This is a genomic window from Plantibacter elymi (nom. nud.), from assembly GCF_900177795.1.
Lineage (GTDB): Bacteria > Actinomycetota > Actinomycetes > Actinomycetales > Microbacteriaceae > Plantibacter > Plantibacter elymi.
Map to the genome: position 1 here is coordinate 76,033 of NZ_FXWJ01000006.1, position 18,853 is coordinate 94,885.

At 70.3% G+C, this 18,853-nt stretch carries 16 protein-coding genes; 14 read left to right on the plus strand and 2 right to left on the minus strand.

The annotated features are described in order from the left end of the window. The first annotated feature begins 123 nt into the window (after nt 1-123). The 5 genes from CCK91_RS17960 to CCK91_RS17980 all read left to right on the plus strand — a co-directional run bounded on the left by CCK91_RS17960 (nt 124) and on the right by CCK91_RS17980 (nt 4,322). Nucleotides 124-1,305, plus strand: coding sequence for a thiolase family protein (locus CCK91_RS17960; RefSeq protein ID WP_086475199.1), 1,182 nt, complete (start codon nt 124-126; stop codon nt 1,303-1,305). 31 nt (nt 1,306-1,336) lie between these two features. Beyond that, a complete protein-coding gene (locus CCK91_RS17965) occupies nt 1,337-2,116 on the plus strand; it encodes a 3-hydroxyacyl-CoA dehydrogenase (RefSeq protein WP_086475200.1) in 780 nt (259 codons plus the stop codon). Between the two features lie 103 nt (nt 2,117-2,219). Continuing rightward, nucleotides 2,220-3,050 carry an enoyl-CoA hydratase/isomerase family protein gene (locus CCK91_RS17970; RefSeq protein WP_086475201.1) on the plus strand — a complete coding sequence of 277 codons (831 nt, stop codon included), beginning with the start codon at nt 2,220-2,222 and terminating at the stop codon, nt 3,048-3,050. After that, complete coding sequence (locus tag CCK91_RS17975) at nt 3,047-3,871, plus strand: SDR family oxidoreductase (protein ID WP_086475202.1); 825 nt, start codon at nt 3,047-3,049, stop codon at nt 3,869-3,871. The genes CCK91_RS17970 and CCK91_RS17975 overlap by 4 nt, the downstream gene beginning before the upstream one ends. A 118-nt stretch (nt 3,872-3,989) precedes the next feature. Then, nucleotides 3,990-4,322, plus strand: a complete 333-nt coding sequence (locus tag CCK91_RS17980; RefSeq protein ID WP_086475203.1) for a helix-turn-helix domain-containing protein — start codon at nt 3,990-3,992, stop codon at nt 4,320-4,322. A gap of 88 nt (nt 4,323-4,410) precedes the next feature. On the opposite strand, the gene CCK91_RS17985 is transcribed toward CCK91_RS17980, so the two are convergent. Then, complete coding sequence (locus CCK91_RS17985; protein ID WP_086475204.1) at nt 4,411-4,872, minus strand: hypothetical protein; 462 nt, start codon at nt 4,870-4,872, stop codon at nt 4,411-4,413. A 212-nt stretch (nt 4,873-5,084) separates the two neighbouring features. Here CCK91_RS17985 and CCK91_RS17990 point away from each other — a divergent pair, with 212 nt between their 5' ends. The 9 genes from CCK91_RS17990 to CCK91_RS18035 all read left to right on the plus strand — a co-directional run bounded on the left by CCK91_RS17990 (nt 5,085) and on the right by CCK91_RS18035 (nt 16,988). Then, entirely contained in the window at nt 5,085-6,695 is a 1,611-nt protein-coding gene (locus tag CCK91_RS17990; RefSeq protein WP_086475205.1) for an MmgE/PrpD family protein, read from the plus strand. A 31-nt stretch (nt 6,696-6,726) separates the two neighbouring features. Next, a complete protein-coding gene (prpB, locus tag CCK91_RS17995; RefSeq protein WP_086475206.1) occupies nt 6,727-7,626 on the plus strand; it encodes a methylisocitrate lyase in 900 nt (299 codons plus the stop codon). 123 nt (nt 7,627-7,749) lie between these two features. Further along, a complete protein-coding gene (locus tag CCK91_RS18000) occupies nt 7,750-8,874 on the plus strand; it encodes a bifunctional 2-methylcitrate synthase/citrate synthase (RefSeq protein ID WP_086475207.1) in 1,125 nt (374 codons plus the stop codon). Between the two features lie 69 nt (nt 8,875-8,943). Further along, nucleotides 8,944-10,770 carry a hypothetical protein gene (locus tag CCK91_RS18005; protein WP_086475208.1) on the plus strand — a complete coding sequence of 609 codons (1,827 nt, stop codon included), beginning with the start codon at nt 8,944-8,946 and terminating at the stop codon, nt 10,768-10,770. A 309-nt stretch (nt 10,771-11,079) separates the two neighbouring features. Then, nucleotides 11,080-12,630, plus strand: a complete 1,551-nt coding sequence (locus tag CCK91_RS18015) for a hypothetical protein (RefSeq protein WP_133060043.1) — start codon at nt 11,080-11,082, stop codon at nt 12,628-12,630. A gap of 83 nt (nt 12,631-12,713) precedes the next feature. Further along, nucleotides 12,714-13,148 (plus strand): hypothetical protein, encoded by a 435-nt coding sequence (locus CCK91_RS18020; RefSeq protein WP_086475211.1) that lies wholly within the window; start codon nt 12,714-12,716, stop codon nt 13,146-13,148. Between the two features lie 108 nt (nt 13,149-13,256). Continuing rightward, nucleotides 13,257-13,808 (plus strand): acyl-CoA thioesterase, encoded by a 552-nt coding sequence (locus CCK91_RS18025; RefSeq protein WP_242664609.1) that lies wholly within the window; start codon nt 13,257-13,259, stop codon nt 13,806-13,808. Between the two features lie 146 nt (nt 13,809-13,954). Further along, nucleotides 13,955-15,904 (plus strand): hypothetical protein, encoded by a 1,950-nt coding sequence (locus tag CCK91_RS18030; RefSeq protein WP_086475212.1) that lies wholly within the window; start codon nt 13,955-13,957, stop codon nt 15,902-15,904. Nucleotides 15,905-15,992: 88 nt separating this feature from the next. Beyond that, the gene (locus tag CCK91_RS18035) at nt 15,993-16,988 is read left to right on the plus strand and encodes a DNA-3-methyladenine glycosylase family protein (protein ID WP_242664610.1); all 996 of its coding nucleotides are present in this window, start codon (nt 15,993-15,995) and stop codon (nt 16,986-16,988) included. A 29-nt stretch (nt 16,989-17,017) separates the two neighbouring features. Here the strand turns inward: CCK91_RS18035 and CCK91_RS18040 are convergent, their stop codons facing one another. Then, nucleotides 17,018-18,805 carry a phytoene desaturase family protein gene (locus CCK91_RS18040; RefSeq protein ID WP_086475348.1) on the minus strand — a complete coding sequence of 596 codons (1,788 nt, stop codon included), beginning with the start codon at nt 18,803-18,805 and terminating at the stop codon, nt 17,018-17,020. Nucleotides 18,806-18,853 lie beyond the last annotated feature (48 nt).

The following is an 18,853-nucleotide window of genomic DNA, read 5'->3' on the forward strand; positions in this document are numbered from 1 at the left end:
GATCGTCGGGCCGGTCCAGCGGACACGGACGTTCCCGTCCCTGCACTTGTCGAAGGGCCACAACCGCCGCCGTCCGCGAGCACGCCAGGCCTAGGGTGGACGCAGACCTCGAAGGAGATGGCTATGCGCACTGCGGTGATCGTCGACGCTATCCGGACTCCGTCCGGCCGGGGTAAACCGGGCGGTGCGCTGAACGCCGTGCACCCGACGGACCTCCTCGCCGGCACGATCCGTGCGCTCGTGGAGCGGACCGGCATCGATCCCGCTGTCGTCGAGGACGTGTACGCCGGCTGCGTCACCCAGTCCGGCGAGCAGGGGCAGAACATCGCGCGGAACGCGGCGCTCGCCGCAGGCCTCCCGCAGGAGACGCCCGGTACCACCATCGACCGGCAGTGCGGCTCCAGCCAGCAGGCCACCACCTTCGCCGCGCAGAGCGTCATGTCGGCCGGCAACGACGTCGTCATCGCCTGCGGTGTCGAGTCGATGAGTCGAGCGCCGATGGGGTCCAACGTGCAGGGGGCAGACCCCTTCGGCTCCGCCCTCCGAGCCCGCTTCCCCGAGGGCCTCGTCGGCCAGGGTGTCTCCGCCGAACTCATCGCCGCCCGTTGGAACCTCAGCCGCGACGAGCTCGACGCCTTCGCCGCCCGCTCCCACGAGCGCGCCGCCGCGACCTGGGCGTCCGGCGGGTTCGACGGCGAGGTCGTCGCCGTCACCCTCCCCGACGGCTCCGTCGTCACGACCGACGAGACGGTCCGCGCCGGGACGACCCCCGAGGCGCTCGCCGGACTCCCCGCCGTCTTCCGCGACGAGCGGCTCGCGGCGCGCTTCCCCGAGATCGCCTGGCGGATCACCCCGGGGAACGCCTCACCGCTCACCGACGGCGCTTCGGCCGCGCTCATCATGAGCGAGGTCCGGGCGCTCGAGCTGGGGCTCACGCCGCGCGCGCGCTTCGTCTCCTTCGCCGCGGTCGGGAGCGACCCGATCGAGATGCTCACCGGCATCCTCCCCGCCACCCGCCGCATCCTGGAGCGCAGCGGGCTCGACGTCGACGACATCGACGCGTTCGAGGTCAACGAGGCGTTCGCGTCCGTCCCGCTCGCGTGGCAACGCGAGTTCGGGGTGGACGACGACCGGCTCAACCCGCGTGGCGGGGCGATCGCCCTCGGGCACCCGCTCGGCGCCTCCGGGACGAAGCTCCTCGCCACCCTCCTCGGCCAGCTCGAGGCGACCGGCGGCCGCTACGGTCTGCAGACGATGTGCGAGGGCGGCGGCATGGCCAACGCGACGATCATCGAGCGCCTCTGATGGGCGCCCACCACGTGAAGGGAACCACGACATGGATGTGACCGGCAGCTCGGCGATCGTCACCGGCGGCGCCTCGGGGCTCGGATTCGCGACCGCGACGCGGCTGGCCGGCGCCGGCGCGCGCGTCGTGCTCGTCGACCTCCCCGGTTCACCAGGGGCGGAGCGGGCCGAGGAGCTCGGCGGGTTCGCGACCTTCGTGCCAGCCGACGTCACCGACGGCGAGCAGGTGCAGGCGGCGGTCGAAGCGGCGGTGTCGCGTGGACCGCTGCGGGTCGTCGTGAACTGCGCCGGCATCGCACCACCGGCGAAGGTGCTCGGCCGCGACGGCCCGGCGGACCTCGACGCCTTCGAACGCGTCCTGCGCGTCAACGTCCTCGGCACCTTCAACGTCATCCGGCTGACTGCCGACGCGATGCAGCACAACGATCCGGACGGCGACCCCGCCGACGGCGCCGGGGACCGCGGCGTCATCATCAACACCGCGTCCGTCGCCGCCTTCGACGGACAGATCGGCCAGCCCGCCTACGCCGCGTCCAAGGGCGCGGTGCACTCGATGACGCTGCCGATCGCCCGCGAGCTGGCGCGTTTCGGGATCCGGGTCGTGACGATCGCGCCCGGCATCATGGAGACGCCCATGCTCGCCGGGCTGCCCGAAGCCGCCCAGGAGTCGCTCGGCCACCAGGTGCCGTACCCGGCCCGCCTGGGCCGGCCCGACGAGTACGCTGCGCTCGCGCTGCACATCGTCGAGAACGGTTACCTCAACGGTGAGACGATCCGCCTCGACGGCGCGATCCGGATGGCGCCGAAGTGAGCGGGATCGCTCTGCCGCGGCACGTGCCGGCGCACCGGGCACGCAGTGCCACGAGTGCGGGCACGTGCCCGCACGGAACCACCACCGACCATGGGAGCACCACGTGACCAGCCACGACACCATCCTCTTCGAGGTGAGCGACGGCCTCGCGCACCTCACGCTCAACCGGCCCGCGAGCCTCAACGCGATCGACGACCGAGCGGCCAGACGGTGGCGCGACCTCGCCCTCGAGATCGCGGAGCGCGACGACGTCCGGGCGGTCCTGTTCGACGCCAACGGACCGGCGTTCTGCGCAGGCGGCGACGTCCTCGCGATGTCGCGGATGGGTGACGGCAGCGCAGGATCGACGGGCGCCTTCGTCACCGAGCTCGCCGACATCATCCACGAGGGCCACCGGACGCTGCAGTCGGTCGCGAAGCCGATCGTCGCCGCCGTCCAAGGGGCTGTCGCGGGCGGCGGCCTGGGCTTCATGCTCGTCGCCGACGTGATCATCGCGTCCGATCGGGCGAAGTTCGTGAGCAAGTACGCCGACATCGGTCTCACGCCCGACTGCGGCGTGAGCACCCTGCTGCCCGAGGCGGTCGGCATGCGTCGGGCGCTCGAGCTCACCCTCGGGCCGCGGATGCTGAGCGCCGAGGAGGCACTCGACTGGGGGCTCGTGACCGAGGTGGTCCCCGCCGAGCAGCTCGACGCCCGCGCCCGCGAGGTGGCCACGTTCTGGTTGGCCGGAGCCACGGCCGCGTTCGGTCAGGCGAGGCGGCTCCTGCGCGAGAGCGTCGGTCGCGGCTACCAGGACGCCCTCGACGACGAAGCCCGCACGATCGGCGCGGCGATCGAGACGCCCGAGTCGGTCACACGCGTCGCGGCGTTCGCCTCCGCGTCGGCGAAGCGCGCCGCCGCGTCGACCACCACTCCGAAGGAGCCCACCGCATGACCACCCTCGCCGGTAAGATCATCCTCATGTCGGGCGGCAGCCGCGGCATCGGCCTCGCGATAGCCCTGCGTGCGGCCCGCGACGGCGCGAACGTCGCGATCCTCGCCAAGACCGACACCCCCGATCCCCGCCTCGAGGGGACGATCCACACCGCAGCGGACGCGATCCGCGAGGCCGGTGGGCAGGCGCTCCCGATCCTCGGCGACGTCCGGAACGACGACGACATCACCCGGGCTGTGTTCGAGACGGCCGGTGAGTTCGGCGGCATCGACATCGTCGTCAACAACGCGAGCGTCATCAGCCTCGCGCGCACCCTCGACCTCGATGCGAAGCGGTACGACCTCATGCAGGACGTGAACGTGCGGGGCACGTTCATGCTGTCGCGGGCGGCCATCCCCATGCTGAAGGACGCGGAGAACCCGCACATCCTGTCGCTGTCACCGCCGCTCAACCTCGACCCGAAGTGGCTCGGCGCGCACACCGGCTACACGCTCGCGAAGTACGGCATGTCGATGGTGACGCTCGGTCTCGCGGCCGAGTTCGGACGCGACGGCATCGCCGCGAACACGCTCTGGCCGAAGACGACGATCAAGACGGCGGCGGTCGGCAACATCCTCGGCGGCGAGGCCCTCCTGGCGAAGAGTCGCACCCCGGAGATCTACGCCGACGCGGCCTACGAGGTCCTGACGGCGTCGGCGCGTGAGCTCACGGGCCGGTCGCTCATCGTGGAGGACGTCCTCGCCGAGGCCGGGGTCACCGACCTCGCGAAGTACTCACCGGGCGTCGACGAGTCGGAGCTCTACCCCGACATCTTCCTGTAGCGGACGGCCCGCCCTGTCCGCTGACGGCAGAACGTGGGCTCCCCGAGCCTGGCCGACCCGCGCCTACAGTGAGAGCACGCGGTCACGGAGCCCGCGCCCGCAGCCGGAAGGAGTCGCCATGTTGTACCGCGAAGCCCTCGGCGCGGCCCTGCGCACGCGTCGACTCGAACAGGGGCGCACCCTGCAGGACGTCGCGACCGCCGCAGCCGTCTCGACGCCCTACCTGTCGGAGATCGAACGCGGCCGGAAGGACGCCTCCTCCGAGGTGGTGGTGACCATCGCCGACGCGCTCCGCACCCGCCTCGACGCGCTCATGTTCGACATCGCCGACCGCTTCGAGACCGCGGCGGCTCCGATCGTCGTCGAGCTGCCCGTCGCCGAAGACGCGCTCGCCGACGCGACGATCACCCCGCTGCGCCCCGCGGCCGACCCGCAGCTGCTCGCCGCCTGACCCGACCGTCGGCGACCGTCCGCACACGGTGCTTCGTCCCGTCCGGTGACGGCCAACCGCTCGCTCGTTCGGCCATCCGTTCGCTCCGTCAGCCGCGGGCGAGTGCCTCGAAGGTCTCGTGGAGGAGCGGCTCGGCCGTCTCCCACGTCGTGTCCGTGTCCCAGTCACCGAGGTCGGTGACCTCGGTGTGGCGGCCGGCCTGGTGCTTCGGCTCGGGATCGCCCGGGAGTCGCAGCCGCTGGGTGAACCCTCCGGTCGTCCGGTCGAAGTCGAGCACGTGGAAGGCGACGTTCCGGTTCCAGTCCTCGGACGGCCACGAGATGAAGTTCACGCGCACCCGCTCCGCGGACAGTGGCCCCTCGGCGACGTAACTGCCGGGGTGGTCCTCGCCCGGCGACAGGATGCGGTACGCACCGTTCGAGCAATAGAGCAGCAGGGCCGGCACGAACGGCTTCTCCGCGAACAGCTCGGTGTAGTGGAGCGCCTCGGCTCGGACGACGTCGCCGAACAGGAGCGGGGTCCGTGGTGCCCCAGGGGTGTGGTTCGGCATGGTCGTCTCCTTCGGATCATCGGTACGGGTGTCACTCTGGCCGTGGCCGCCGTATGCGCGGTGTACGCGGGCTGGGTGGATGCGGAGAACGAGACTGGTATTCCACGGCGCCGGGAGAACGGCGCGACAGCAGGACCGTTCAGCGCGAAATGTCCTGTTCCCGGGCGGTTCTCGTGCTGCGGCGCGACGGACCCGCGGGCGTAGGCTGGAGGATGCGACGCCCCGCAGCACACTCGGACGGGCCGCACCCGAAAGGAACACCCGTGATCCAGCACCACCTGCGCGTCCACCGCAGTGACGAGAACCTCGCCCGCGAAGGACAGCTCGCCTGGCAGCTCGCCCGCGTCGCGACCGATCCGGTGGAGGTGACGCCCGAGGTCGTCGACATGATCATCAACCGGGTGATCGACAACGCCGCCGTCGCAGCCGCCTCGCTCACGCGCCGACCCGTCTCCTCGGCTCGCGCCCAGGCGCTCAGCCACCCCGTCAGCACCGGCGGCGACGGTGCCACGGTGTTCGGGCCCGACCTCGCCCGCCGCGTCTCCCCGGAATGGGCCGCCTGGGCCAACGGCGTCGCCGTGCGTGAGCTCGACTTCCACGACACCTTCCTCGCCGCCGAGTACTCGCACCCGGGCGACAACATCCCGCCCATCGTCGCGGTGGCCCAGCACGTCGGCTGCACGGGCGCCGACCTCGTCCGCGGGATCGCGACCGGCTACGAGATCCAGATCGACCTCGCGAAGGCGATCAGCCTGCACCGACACAAGATCGACCATGTCGCACACCTCGGCCCGAGCGCCGCGGCCGGGATCGGCACGATGCTCGGACTCGATCAGGCCACCATCCACCAGGCGATCGGCCAGGCACTCCACACCACGACGGCCACCCGCCAGTCGCGCAAGGGCGAGATCTCCACCTGGAAGGCGCACGCTCCCGCGTTCGCCGGCAAGATGGCGGTCGAGGCCGTCGACCGGGCGATGCGCGGCGAGACCAGCCCGTCACCCATCTACGAGGGCGAGGACGGCGTGGTCGCCTGGCTGCTCGACGGCCCCGACGCCTCCTACGACGTCCCGTTGCCCGGCGCCGGTGAGCCGAAGCTCGCGATCCTCGACTCCTTCACGAAGGAGCACTCGGCCGAGTACCAGGCGCAGGCGTGGATCGACCTCGCCCGCAAGCTGCACCACGAGCACCCGGACCTCTTCGCCCCTCGACACGCGGATCCTGAGCTTGTCGAAGGGCAGGGACCGCAGGTGGACCGGATCGTCCTCCACACCTCGCACCACACGCACTACGTCATCGGCTCCGGCGCGAACGACCCGCAGAAGTACGATCCGACGGCGTCGCGCGAGACGCTCGACCACTCCATCCCCTACATCGTCGCGGTGGCGTTGCAGGACGGCGCGTGGCACCACGTCGACTCCTACCGTCCCGAACGCGCCACCCGCGCCGACACCGTCGAGCTGTGGCACCGGATCTCGACGGCGGAGGACGCTGAGTGGACGCGCCGCTACCACTCGCTCGACCCGGCCGAACAGGCGTTCGGTGGCCGCATCGAGATCACGCTCACGGACGGGTCGACCATCGTCGACGAGATCGCCGTCGCCGACGCCCACCCGCTCGGCGCCCGTCCGTTCGCGCGCGCCGACTACGTCCACAAGTTCCGCACGCTCGCCGCCGACGTCCTCGACCCGGAGGAGATCGAGCGTTTCCTCGCGCTCGCCGAACGCCTCCCGGAGCTCGACGCCGACGAGGTCAGGCAGCTGAGCATCCAGGCCGCCTCCGGGGTCCTCGCCTCGGCACCCCACCCGACCGGCCTGTTCTGATGCCGGCCGACCTCCAGAAGGGACTGTGCTGATGCTGTACAGCGAGACCACGCCGGCCGAGAAGCGCCGGCTGTTCCGCGAGCGACTCGCCACCGGTGAGCTGCTGCGCTTCCCGGGCGCGTTCAACCCGCTCTCGGCGAGGCTCATCGAGCAGAAGGGCTTCGACGGCGTCTACATCTCCGGCGCGGTGCTCTCCGCCGACCTCGGGCTGCCCGACATCGGACTGACGACCCTCACCGAGGTCGCCGGTCGCGCCAAACAGATCGCCCGGATGACCGAGCTGCCCGCGATCGTCGACGCCGACACCGGCTTCGGGGAGCCGATGAACGTCGCGCGCACCGTCCAGGAGATCGAGGACGCCGGGCTCGCCGGGCTCCACATCGAGGACCAGGTCAACCCGAAGCGCTGCGGCCACCTCGACGGCAAGCAGGTCGTCGACACCTCCACCGCGCTCGGCCGGATCCGTGCCGCCGTGGACGCCCGGCGAGACCCGAACCTGCTCATCATGGCGCGCACCGACATCGCCGCCGTCGACGGGCTCGACGCCGCGATCGACCGGGCCAAGCAACTCGTCGACGCCGGAGCCGACGCGATCTTCCCCGAGGCGATGCGGTCGCTCGAGGAGTTCGCCGCCGTCCGCGACGCGGTGGACGTGCCGATCCTCGCCAACATGACGGAGTTCGGCAAGAGCGAGCTGTTCACGAGTCAGCAACTCGCCGATGTGGGCGTGAACATCGTCATCTGGCCGGTGTCGCTCCTCCGCATCGCGATGGGCGCCGCAGGTCGCGCGCTCGACACGCTGAACGACGAGGGCTCGCTCACGAGCAAGCTCGGTGAGATGCAGCACCGTGCCGACCTCTACGAACTGATCGACTACGAGGGCTACAACCGCTTCGACATCTCGGTCTTCAACTTCACCATCGACCGGTAGGCGTCCCTCACCGGTGAACACCACCTGGGTCTCCGCTCCCCGAGCTTGTCGAGGGGCCAGCCGGGTGCCAAGCTCGACCGACGCGCGCAGGACGCGCGCAGGCAGTACGCAAAGGAGCAACGCATGACCGAAGCGACCAGCGACATCAAGAAGGGTCTCGCCGGCGTCGTCGTCGACGTGACGAGCGTCTCGAAGGTGAACCCGGAGACGAACTCCCTGCTCTACCGCGGGTATCCGGTCCAGGAGCTCGCCGAGCACTGCAGCTTCGAGCAGGTCGCGTACCTGCTCTGGAACGGCGAACTGCCCACGGACGCCGAACTCGCTGCGTTCACGGCGTCGGAGCGAGGCCAGCGCGCGCTCGACGACAACGTCAAGGCGGCCATCGACCTCCTCCCGACCGAGAGTCACCCGATGGACGCCCTCCGCACGGCCGTCAGCGTGATCGGCGCGAACGACCCGACCGCCGAGACCAACACCCCCGAGGCCAACGCGGTCAAGGCCGCGAGCCTGTACGCGAAGCTGCCGGCGATCGTCGCCTACGACCAGCGCCGCCGCCACGGCCTCGAGCTCGTCCCGCCGCGCGACGACCTCGGCTACAGCGCCAACTTCCTCTTCATGACCTTCGGTGAAGAAGCCGATCCGGTCGTCGTCGACGCGTTCGACGTCTCGATGATCCTTTACGCGGAGCACTCCTTCAATGCGTCGACCTTCACCGCCCGGGTCATCACCTCGACCCTCAGCGACCTGTACTCGGCGGTCACCGGCGCGATCGGCGCGCTCAAGGGCGCCCTGCACGGTGGGGCGAACGAAGCCGTCATGCACGTCTTCGACGAGATCGGGACGGCTGACCAGGCCAGCGCGTGGCTCGACGCGGCGCTCGCCGAGAAGCGCAAGATCATGGGCTTCGGACACCGGGTCTACAAGAACGGCGACTCGCGCGTGCCGACGATGCTGAAGGCGTTGGAGCGGCTCGCCGAGCACTACGGCAAGCCCGAGATCCTCGAGCTGTACACGACGCTCGAAGCGGACATGGTCGCACGGAAGAACATCAAGCCGAACCTCGACTACCCCTCGGGCCCGGCGTACAACCTGATCGGGTTCGACACGGTCACGTTCACGCCGCTGTTCGTCGCCGCTCGGATCGTCGGATGGACGGCGCACATCGCCGAGCAGCTCGCGTCGAACGCGCTCATCCGTCCGCTGTCCGAGTACGTCGGGCCGGACGAGCGGCACGTGCCGACCGACTGAGGGGCGAGTTCTCCACAGATTCGGCGGCAGTCCCCACGGCGATATTCCAGATGAGTAGCCTCGGTCCTCGTGACTGCTCTGATCCGTGCTCCGCGCTCCCTGCTCCTACGATCCACGCTCTCGGCCCTGGCCGCTGCGACCATCCTGCTCACCGCGGTGGGACTCCCGGTTCCGGCGTCCGCCGCTCCGCCTGTCGGGTCCATCGCGGATCCGCAGGAGCACGACGACGGACCCGGTGACGCGTTCGGCACCGGGGACGTCCCCGTCGCGCCGGACGCCGTGGCCCCTTCGGCAGGCACGTCGAGGGTGATCGGCAAGCTCGTCCTGCAGAACCGTTCCAGCGGATCGTCGGCGTACGTCGGGCTCTCCGCGCCGGAGTCGGGTCGCAACGTCCAGCGGCTGTACTCGTCCTCGGTGGGCGGAGCAGCGTCGCTCGCGGGAACGTATTCCCTCCCTGCCGTCGGTGCGGCCGGGCCGATCACCGGCACGGGAACCTCCTCGACGCTCTGCCTGACGCCCGCGGGCGACGGCTCCCGCGCGCTCGTCGCAGCCCGGACGTGCACGGGGTCCCCATCGCAGGACTTCGAGTGGCGGTACGTCTCGAACAAGTGGGTGGCGGGCTACGCCCTGTACCCGGTGTCGAATCCGTACTCCTTGGGCGGGACCGACACCGATGCCTTCGTCGAGCTCACGATGGACGCGCTCACCGATGTCGTCGTTGAGTCGCAGCTGGCCCCGATCGAGCCGTTCGAACTGCGGACCCCGGCGATCGGCGCCACGGTGGACACACCGACCCCCACGTTCAGCGGTATCGGGCAGCCCGGATCGTCCGTCTCGATCCGCACCGACGCGCAGGCCCTGCTCGCGAGCACCAGCATCCCCCTGGACTCGACGTCCTGGTCGGTTCCGTCGATCCAGCTCGAGCCCGGCCGCTACACGGGAACCGCGACCCAGAGCGGAACCGGGTCGGATGTCCAGGTGCGTTTCGACTTCACGGTCCCGGCGCCGCTCGCGCCCGGCGCCTCGATCCCCACGCCGACGCTCGCCCCTGGTCAGTCCGTGGAGGTGGAGGCGACGTTCAACGCCGATGCCGGTGGTCAGCGGATCGACGTCTACCACCCGGCGAACACGCGGATCACCGCGGTCGACCACCCGGCCTTCACGCTCGACTCGCTGGGCATCGGAGGAACCCTGCCGGTCGGCACGACCACCGTGAGGTTCACGCTGCGGGCCAACGACGACGCTCCCATCGGCGCGGCCATCGGCGGCAAGGTCACCTACGGTCCCTCCCGTATCACGATCGCCGACTTCACGGCGAACATCGTCCGGGCACCGGATGAGCCGATCGCCCCCCTGGTGGTCGAGTCGCCGAGGCGTGGCGAGACGATCACTGAGACGACCCCCGTGTTCCGAGGGACCGGCGAGCCGGGTTCGCGCATCGAGATCCGTGGTGCGTGGGGCGATGTCCTCGGGGCCGTCGACCGGGTCGACGCGAGCGGTGCGTGGTCGATCACCTGGAACAAGACGCTGCTCCCCAGCCAGTATGACGGCGGTACGGTCCGGCAGTCCGTGAACGGCGCCGTGACACACACCTTCGTCTACGACTTCACGATCGTGCAGCCGCGCCTCGTCGTCAGCTCCCCGAGGATCGGTGACACACTCGTTGGCACCCGTCCGGTGTTCTCGGGAACGGCGAACCCCGGCGCGACGGTGCGGATCACCGGCGCGTGGGGGACCGACCTCGGCTCGGCGGTCGCTCACCCGCGTACCGGCGAATGGACGATCACCTGGCCTCGGGACTACCAGCCGGCGCGGTACGCCGGCGGGGTGGTCACCGAGACCGTCGGCGGAACGCTCATCAGCTCGACCGGATACGACTTCACCCTCGCTCGCTGAGCTGCCCCAGGAGACTCGCGCGGATGTGGACGCCCAGTTCCTCCTGTTCAATTCTTATGCCCATCTCAAATGTGGTCGACTGGAATATCTGTTAGCTTGGTCGAGCTCGGGCTCCGGTCGCGCGGCCCATCGGCCTCGTCGCCACGCCAGGCGATCGTTCGCAACACGAAAGGCTGCTTCCTCCCTATGAAGCTCACGAAACCCCTCACCACCCTCGGCTTACTGGCGATCGCGGCAGCGAGTATCATCTCTGGCCCCGCTGCCGCCAACGCTGCCGCCCCTCCGGAGCCCTCGCTCACCAGTGACCGTATGAGCGGACCAATGGTCCTGTCCTCGCACGGGAATCCGTCCTCTCTCCAGGTGCCCGATGCCACGCCGACCGCGTCGATCGAGACACCCTCGCTGTCTCCGGGCCAGTTCGTCCAGGTCGAGGTGACCTTCAGTGCCGATGCGGCGGGACAGCGGGTCGACATCGAACACCCGCCGTTCACGACGGTGGCCGGGGTCGGGCACCTGGCGTTCGAGGTGACTCCCGCGGGTGCGACGGGCATCCTCCCCGCGGGGATCCGGTCGCTGCAGCTCATCTTGGCCGCGGCCGACGATGCCCCGATCGGGACGACGACGGGTGGCGGGGTGTACTGGTCCGCGAGTCGGATCAAGCTCACCGACTTCTCGGCGAACATCGTCGCTCCGCCGGTCGCGCCGTCGGTGACGGTGCCGTCGCTCACGGTGAAGCAGGGTGCATCGGTAGCGGTTCCGGTGTCGTTCAACGAGACCGCCACCGGCGCGACGGAGATCGTGGTGCCCGCGGGCTTCGCATCGGGGACGGCGACCGGTGGGTTCACCTGGGACGCCGCTCTGCCGGGATTCCGTGGCACGGTGACGAGTTCGAACCGAGACGTCACCCTGACGCTGGTCGCGAAGGCCGATGCGCCGGTCGGTCCGGCCGAGGGTCTGGTGACCCAGGCTGGTTCGGGCTTGAGTCAGCCGTGGACGGTGACGATCGAGTCCGGCGCGCCGGCACCGATCGCATCGCTGGTGGTGGAGTCGCCGAAGGTGGGCGACACGATCCGTGAGACGACCCCGGTGTTCCGAGGCACGGCGCAGCCGGGTTCGAGGATCGTGATCCGCGGGCTCTGGGGTGGCGTCCTCGGATCGGTCGACGAGGTCGACACGACCGGCGCCTGGTCGATCACCTGGAACAAGAGCCTGCTGCCCGGGCGATATGTCGGCGGCACCGTCGAGCAGTTCGTGGCCGGAGCTCCGACGCAGTCGTTCGTCTACGACTTCACCATCGGGACGCCGAACACCGCTCCGTTGGTCGTCACGTCTCCGACGATCGGTGGGACTGTCGCCGAGGCGTCCCCGGTGTTCACCGGGACGGCTCAGCCTGGATCGCGAATCGTGATCCGTGGCGCATCCGGTGCCGTGCTCGGCGAGATCGACGAGGTCGACGCGAGCGGCGCCTGGTCGATCACCTGGAACAAGAGCCTGCTGCCGAACCGGTACGTGGGTGGGACCGTCAAGCAGTTCGTGGACGGTGTGGCGACGCACACCTACGTCTACGACTTCACGATCATCCGGCCCCGTCTCGTCGTCACCTCGCCGAAGGTCGGAGACACCATCTCGGGCACGCGCCCGGTGTTCACCGGCACGGCGAATCCCGGTGCACGAGTGCAGATCACCGGGGCGTGGGGCACCGACCTCGGCTCCGTGTACGCGGACGAGCGCACCGGAGCTTGGACGATCACCTGGCCGCGGGACTACCTGCCGGCGCGGTACTCCGGCGGCACGGTGACCGAGGCGATCGACGGCAAGATCATCAGCTCGTCCGGGTACGACTTCACCCTCGTCCCCTGAGCTGACCAACAGGTCGCCGGTCCGGCATCACCGTGCGGGCCGGCGACCCTCTCGTCCCCTCTCGAATCGCTCAAGGAGTGTCCATGTCCAAGCAACTCACCCTCGTCGCCCTCGCAGGTCTGGCCGTCGTCGCCCTCGCCGGGTGCACCGCCGCCGACCAGTCGCCGACCATGAGCGCCTCGTCGACGGGCGCAGCTGAAGCCACCGCCGGATCCGACTACACGATCCCCGACGTCTCGGGTGAGTGCGTCGACGGCACGGCGACCATCGTCGACCACAGCTCGAGCGTGACCATCGAAGGTGATTGCGAGAACGTCGTGGTGGAAGCCTCGAACAGCATCGTGACGGTGACGGGCGCGGTCGTGAACCTCTCGCTCAACAGCTCCATCACGCGCGTGAACGTCCCGAGCGTCGACAACGTCACCTTCGTGGAAGGGGCCAATGGCAACAAGGTCGCCACGCCGTCGGCCCCAGCGGTCACCGACGGCGGCGTCGACAACATCGTCGCCGCCGACTAGCGGCAGTTGTGCCCGGCGCGAGGCGCCGGGCACGACTGCCGCTCCGGGTTTGTCGGGGACCGACAACGGATCCGACTTCGACCGTGTGCTCAGGATACGGTCGCATCCGTGCACCTCATCTTCCGCACCATCGCGATGTTCCTGCAGTCCCGCCGTCGAGCCCGTCGCGGCGAGCGCCTCGACACCTGGGACGTCGGTCGGATCCGGCTGCGCGTGCTGCCCACCGATCTCGACGTCCTCGGCCACATGAACAACGGTGTGTACCTGTCGATCTTCGACCTCGGCCGGTTCGACCTCCTCATCCGGAACGGACTGTGGGATCGCTTCAAGCACCTGGGCTGGTACCCCGTGGTGTCGAGCGAGAGCATCACGTTCCGGAAGTCGCTGCAGCCCTGGCAGCGCTTCACTGTCGAGACCCGGGTCACGGGCTACGACGACAAGGGTGTGTTCATCGAACACCGGGTGGTCGTGGGTGGTGAGGTCTACACGCAGGCCCTCGTCCGGGGTCGGTTCCTCAAACGCTCGGGCGGCGTGGTCGCACTGTCGGAGCTCGTCGAGCTCACCGGCCCGGCTCCGGCGGATCTCCCGGCGTGGCAGGCGCAGTGGGCGCGAGACGTCGCCCTACCGTCGACGAAGGCTCCGGCCCCCAGCGATTGGTGACAGGGGAGTCGGGCGACATACTGGATTAAGCGACTGGAATACTTGTAGGCTGACCGCGTTCGTTCGCGAACGCTCCGCCGGTGCGTCCGGGCGGCTCTCCCCCGGGCCGTCTCGGGCGCACCCCTGCGAAAGGTCACCCATCGCCCATGAAGCTCTCCCTCCCCATCGTCGTCGTGAGCCTGCTCGGCATGACGGTGAGCCTGCTCACTGGTCCGCCCGCCCTCGCGGCCGGACCCGCTCCTGACGCGCTCCCAGCGCCGTCCTCGCTCGACGGGCGGTTCGTCGGCCAAGGGTTCCCCTCCGGTCCGGACGCCTTCTTCGCGGTGGGTGGCTCGACCGACGTGCTGAACCCGGCCAGGGTGACGCTGCACGCCACGCTCGATGAAGCGCTCGCCGCATCCGGCCGCTGGACGTTCCCGTCGGTGGACGCGTCCGGCCCGGTCACCACCACGGTCGGAGGCGTCACGAGGTGCCTCCAGCCCGACCCGTCGCAGGCGTACAAGTACGTGTACCCGGCGGTCTGCACCGGCTCGACCGCGCAGCAATGGGGCTGGGAAGCCTTCGCGAACGGCCGGGTCGGCGGATACGGTCTCGTCTCGAACGGCGGAGCAGGAGGCTTCCTCCGTCAGTTCGACGGCAGGTTGGCCGTGGGTGGCTTCGGGGCCGTCGCGGACGCCGATCGGATCACACCGGAGGGGCTCGACCCCGTCCCGGTCGCGATCCCGGTCACCCTCGACGCTCCGACCCCCGGTTCCGTCGTCCGGCACCCGCGTCCGGCGTTCAGCGGACACGGGACGCCTGACGCGGTCGTCGAGGTCCTCGACGCGACGGGCGAACCGCTCGCCACGGCCACGGTCACCGCCGGTAGCACCTGGTCCGCGGTTCCGACCCGCGATCTCGCGCCCGGCGCGCAGTCCGGTAGGGTTCGTCAACGCTCCGACGACTCGACCGCGAACTGGTCGCTGACCTACCGCGTCGTCACTGCGGTGACGGTCCGAACGCCCGCACTCGACGCCACAGTGGACGATCCGCGTCCGGTGTTCTCAGGTCTCGGAGAACCTGGCGCGCGGGTGACCGTCCTCGACGACGCGACGGGTGTGGCGCTGGTCGATGTCGACGTGGACGGAAGCGGTGCCTGGAGCCAGCAATCGCTCCGGACCCTCGAACCGCGTGCGTACGCCGCGACCGCGACCCAGGTCTTCGAGGAACAGCGCACCACTGCACCGCTCCGATTCACGTATCGGGAAGCTACGCCCGAGCCGGGCCCGGTCGAGGACGTCACCCTGCTCTCGCCCGCCATCGGAGAGACCGTCGAGACCGCCGTCCCGGTGTTCAGTGGTCGTGGTGAGCCTGGCGCGACCATCCGGGTGATCGGCGCCTGGGGGACGGAGATCGCCTCGGCCGAGGTCGGAGACGACCATCGTTGGGCGGCACCGATCAACAAGAGCCTGACCCCGGGCCGGTACAGCGGTGGCTCCGTGCGCCAGGAGATCGACGGTGTCGAGCAGTCCCGTGCGCCGTACGACTTCACCGTGGCAGCCCGCGCCGTCGTCGCCCCGCTCGTCGTGGAATCGCCCGCGACCGGTGGTGTCATCGGTTCGTCCGTGCCCGAGTTCAGTGGCACGGCACAGCCTGGCGCGAGGCTCGAGATCTGGAGCGCCTGGGGCGATCTCGTCGGCACCACCGAGGCGGTCGCCGCGAGCGGACGCTGGACGATCACCTGGAACAAGTCGCTGCTCCCCGCCCGGTACGCGGGTGGCACCGTCCGACAGATCGTCGGTGGCGTCGAGACGCATCGCTCGGTCTACGACTTCACCGTCGCGTCCGCCCTCAGGGTGACGTCGCCGAAGATCGGAGACACCCTCACCGGTACGCGGCCCGTGTTCACCGGCACGGCGACGCCACTGGCCGACATCGAGATCATCGGAGCCTGGGGCACCCGACTCGGGACGACGAAGGCCGACTCCTCGGGCTCGTGGACCATCGAATGGAGTCGGGACTACCTCCCGGCCCGCTACCAGGGCGGACGCGTCGAACAACGCGTGAACGGAACGTTCATCGATCAGGCCGGGTATGACTTCCGCCTGGTGCGATAGCGGAGCGGCGGCGGTCGGGGTGTCTTCGCGATCCTCGGCCGCCGTCGGCGACGCCGGATGTCGGTGGTCACCACGTAGGGTGACCACCATGTCCGCCTCTGCATCGCTCGCCGCTCCCTCGCTGTCGTCCATCGAGGCCGCGCTGCAGCCGACCGGACCGGCGTCGCGCGTGGCGGAGCCGGTTCGGACGGTGTACCGCCCGGGCGGTCCACTCGACGTCCACAGCACCCTGCGCCTCATCGCCCGGGGAGGCGACGGCCCGTGCTATCGCCGAACGCCTGGCGGGGTCTGGCTGACGGCGCGCACCCCACAGGGCGGCGCGACCCTGTACGTCTCGACCGTCCGCGACGGCGAGGTCGAGGCGGCCGCCTGGGGTCCGGGCGCCGAGTGGATGATCGCCGGTGTGCCGGAACTGCTCGGCCGCGACGACGACTGGTCGGAACTCGACGTGAGCCGGAGTCCGCTGCTCACCGAGGTGTCCCGACGGAACCCGGGTCTGCGGTTGAGTCGCAACCGACTCGTGTTTGAAATGCTCGTGCCGTCGATCCTCGAGCAGAAGGTCACCGCACTCGAAGCGTGGCGTGCGTGGCGACTGCTCGTGCGCCGACACGGCGATGCCGCCCCCGGTCCAGCCCCTGAGGGTATGGTCGTCGCGCCCTCCGCCGAGACCTGGCGGATGATCCCGAGCTGGGAGTGGCATACGGCGGGTGTCGGGCCGCAGCGGTCGGAGACGGTCGTGCGGTCGTCGCGACTCGCCTCCGCGATCGAGCGGACGCTCGATGAGCACCCCGACGACGCGTCGCGGCGCCTCAAGAGCCTGCCGGGCATCGGCGTGTGGACGGCCGCCGAAGTGACGCTCCGAGCCCACGGCGACCCCGACGCGGTGAGCGTCGGCGACTACCACCTCGCGGCCTCGGTGGGGCAAGCGCTCACCGGCTCACCGGTGGACGACGACGGCATGCTCGAGCTGCTCGCGCCTTGGGCTGGTCATCGGCAGCGGGTGCTCCGGCTCATCGGCCGGAGCGGCATCCACAAGCCTCGTCGTGGCCCGAAGATCACCATCCAGGACCACCGTCACCACTGAGCGCGGCAGCGCGTTCTGCGGCGTGCGGCTCAGGCGTCCAAGACGGCCATCGCGGCGTTGTGCCCACCCAGTCCGCTGACCGCGCCACCGCGTCGGGCCCCGGCGCCGCAGAGCAGGACCCGCGGGTGAGCCGTGGCGACACCCCACCGCTCGGCCGCTGTCGTCCGCGGGGCGTCGTCTTCGAGGAACGGCCACGACAGCGGGCCGTGGAAGATGTTCCCGCCCGGCATCGCCAGGGAGCGCTCGAGGTCGAGCGTCGTCCGCGTCTCGATGCAGGGCCGCCCCTCGGCGTCGAGCAGCAGCAAGTCCTCGATGGGTTCCGCGATCACCGAGTCCAACGATCGCAGTACCGCGGTCTGCAGCGCGTCACGGAAGGCGTCGTGGCCGCCGGGAACCGCGTCCGCAGCGACCGCGAGCCGATGCGGCACATGGAGGCCGAACACGGTGAGCGTCTGCGCCCCCGAGGCCTGCAGCTCAGGCGAGAGGATGCTCGGGTCGCTCAGGGTGTGGCAGTAGACCTCGCAGGGTAGCGGGTCGGGGATCCGGCCGGCCTCGGCCTCGCGGTAGGCGTGCTCCAGCTGCGCCCAGCCCTCGTTGATGTGGAAGGTGCCGCCGAACGCCGCCGCCGGATCGACGGCCGGGTCGAGGAGCTTGGGGAGTCTCCGCAGCAACAGGTTCACCTTCACCTGGGCGCCCTCGGGATGCGGGACACCGTCCTCCGGCGCTGGCGCCGTGCCGAGGATCGCGTCGGCATCACTCCACTGCACAGGCGTCCCCCGCGCTGCCGACCACGCGGCGAATGCGGCTGCGGCCGCCCGTTGCTCCGCCGTCGGGTCGAGGAGGTGCTCCAGCACCACTGGGGCCGCACCCGACAGGATCCACTCGCCGCGGACGACGACTCCGGGGCGGGGCCGGAACCGATCCAGCGTCGACATCGGTTCGGTCGCCTCGAGCTCCGCCTCCGCGGCGAGGTCCACGTAGGCGACGAGCCCGTGCTCCGGTTGGATGGAGGTCACCTCGGCGAGTGTCCGGATCTCAGCACCGGCCTCCTCGGCCGCTCGGCGCAGCGCATCCGTCACGGCGCCCATGCCGCCGACGGGGACGTCCCAGTCGCCTGTCCCGCCGCCAATCAGGTGGTACAGGAAGCAGATGTTCTGCTGCAAGGTCTGGTCGTCGGCGCGGGCGAAGGTGCCGATGAGCGCATCCGTGAAGACGACACCGCGGACGAGGTCGGACAGCGCGGCGCCCTCGATGGCACGGCCGATCGGCTCGTCGAACACCGCCGACCAGATCGACACGACCTCCGCGGCCGGCACCCCGAGGTCCGCGGCGGCGGCGATCGCCGCGTCACGCGCATCGGAACGGCTGCGGAGCGGCTCGAGCACCGTCGGCCAGAGCACCGAGGCCAGGTGCCCGATCCGACGGTGCAGTTCGGCGACACCCGCGGCGTCCTCCTGATGCCCGATCGACGCGAACGACGCGACCGTGGCGTCGTCGTCACGGTTGTCGATCAGGAGACCCGTGCCCGGGTTCGCGGGGTCGGGCGTGTACGAGGAGAAGCGGCGCCGGACGAGCCGGACGTCGAGCCCGAGGTCGTCGATGATCCGCTGGGGCAGCAGGCTGACGAGGTACGAGTACCGGGACAGGCGCGCGTCCACGCCGGGGAACGGACGTTCTGAGACGGCTGCTCCACCCGTGTGGTCGAGGCGCTCGAGGAGGAGGACGCGCTTGCCCGCGCGTGCGAGGTAGGCGGCGGCGGTGAGGCCGTTGTGCCCGCCGCCGACGATGACGGCGTCGTACTGCTCGACGAAATGCATGACCACACCCTATTCGCAGGCGCACTTCGACAGGCTCAGTGACCGGGG

What these genes read in the sequence shown, in the direction of transcription:
- CCK91_RS18030 (WP_086475212.1), top strand. Translation starts at nt 13,955, where the DNA reads ATGAAGCTCTCCCTCCCCATCGTCGTCGTGAGCCTGCTCGGCATGACG.
- CCK91_RS17960 (WP_086475199.1), top strand. Translation starts at nt 124, where the DNA reads ATGCGCACTGCGGTGATCGTCGACGCTATCCGGACTCCGTCCGGCCGG.
- CCK91_RS17985 (WP_086475204.1), bottom strand. Translation starts at nt 4,872, where the DNA reads ATGCCGAACCACACCCCTGGGGCACCACGGACCCCGCTCCTGTTCGGC.
- CCK91_RS17980 (WP_086475203.1), top strand. Translation starts at nt 3,990, where the DNA reads ATGTTGTACCGCGAAGCCCTCGGCGCGGCCCTGCGCACGCGTCGACTC.
- CCK91_RS18040 (WP_086475348.1), bottom strand. Translation starts at nt 18,805, where the DNA reads ATGCATTTCGTCGAGCAGTACGACGCCGTCATCGTCGGCGGCGGGCAC.
- CCK91_RS18000 (WP_086475207.1), top strand. Translation starts at nt 7,750, where the DNA reads ATGACCGAAGCGACCAGCGACATCAAGAAGGGTCTCGCCGGCGTCGTC.
- CCK91_RS17965 (WP_086475200.1), top strand. Translation starts at nt 1,337, where the DNA reads ATGGATGTGACCGGCAGCTCGGCGATCGTCACCGGCGGCGCCTCGGGG.
- CCK91_RS17990 (WP_086475205.1), top strand. Translation starts at nt 5,085, where the DNA reads ATGCGACGCCCCGCAGCACACTCGGACGGGCCGCACCCGAAAGGAACA.
- CCK91_RS17975 (WP_086475202.1), top strand. Translation starts at nt 3,047, where the DNA reads ATGACCACCCTCGCCGGTAAGATCATCCTCATGTCGGGCGGCAGCCGC.
- CCK91_RS18020 (WP_086475211.1), top strand. Translation starts at nt 12,714, where the DNA reads ATGTCCAAGCAACTCACCCTCGTCGCCCTCGCAGGTCTGGCCGTCGTC.
- prpB (WP_086475206.1), top strand. Translation starts at nt 6,727, where the DNA reads ATGCTGTACAGCGAGACCACGCCGGCCGAGAAGCGCCGGCTGTTCCGC.
- CCK91_RS18015 (WP_133060043.1), top strand. Translation starts at nt 11,080, where the DNA reads ATGAGCGGACCAATGGTCCTGTCCTCGCACGGGAATCCGTCCTCTCTC.
- CCK91_RS18035 (WP_242664610.1), top strand. Translation starts at nt 15,993, where the DNA reads ATGTCCGCCTCTGCATCGCTCGCCGCTCCCTCGCTGTCGTCCATCGAG.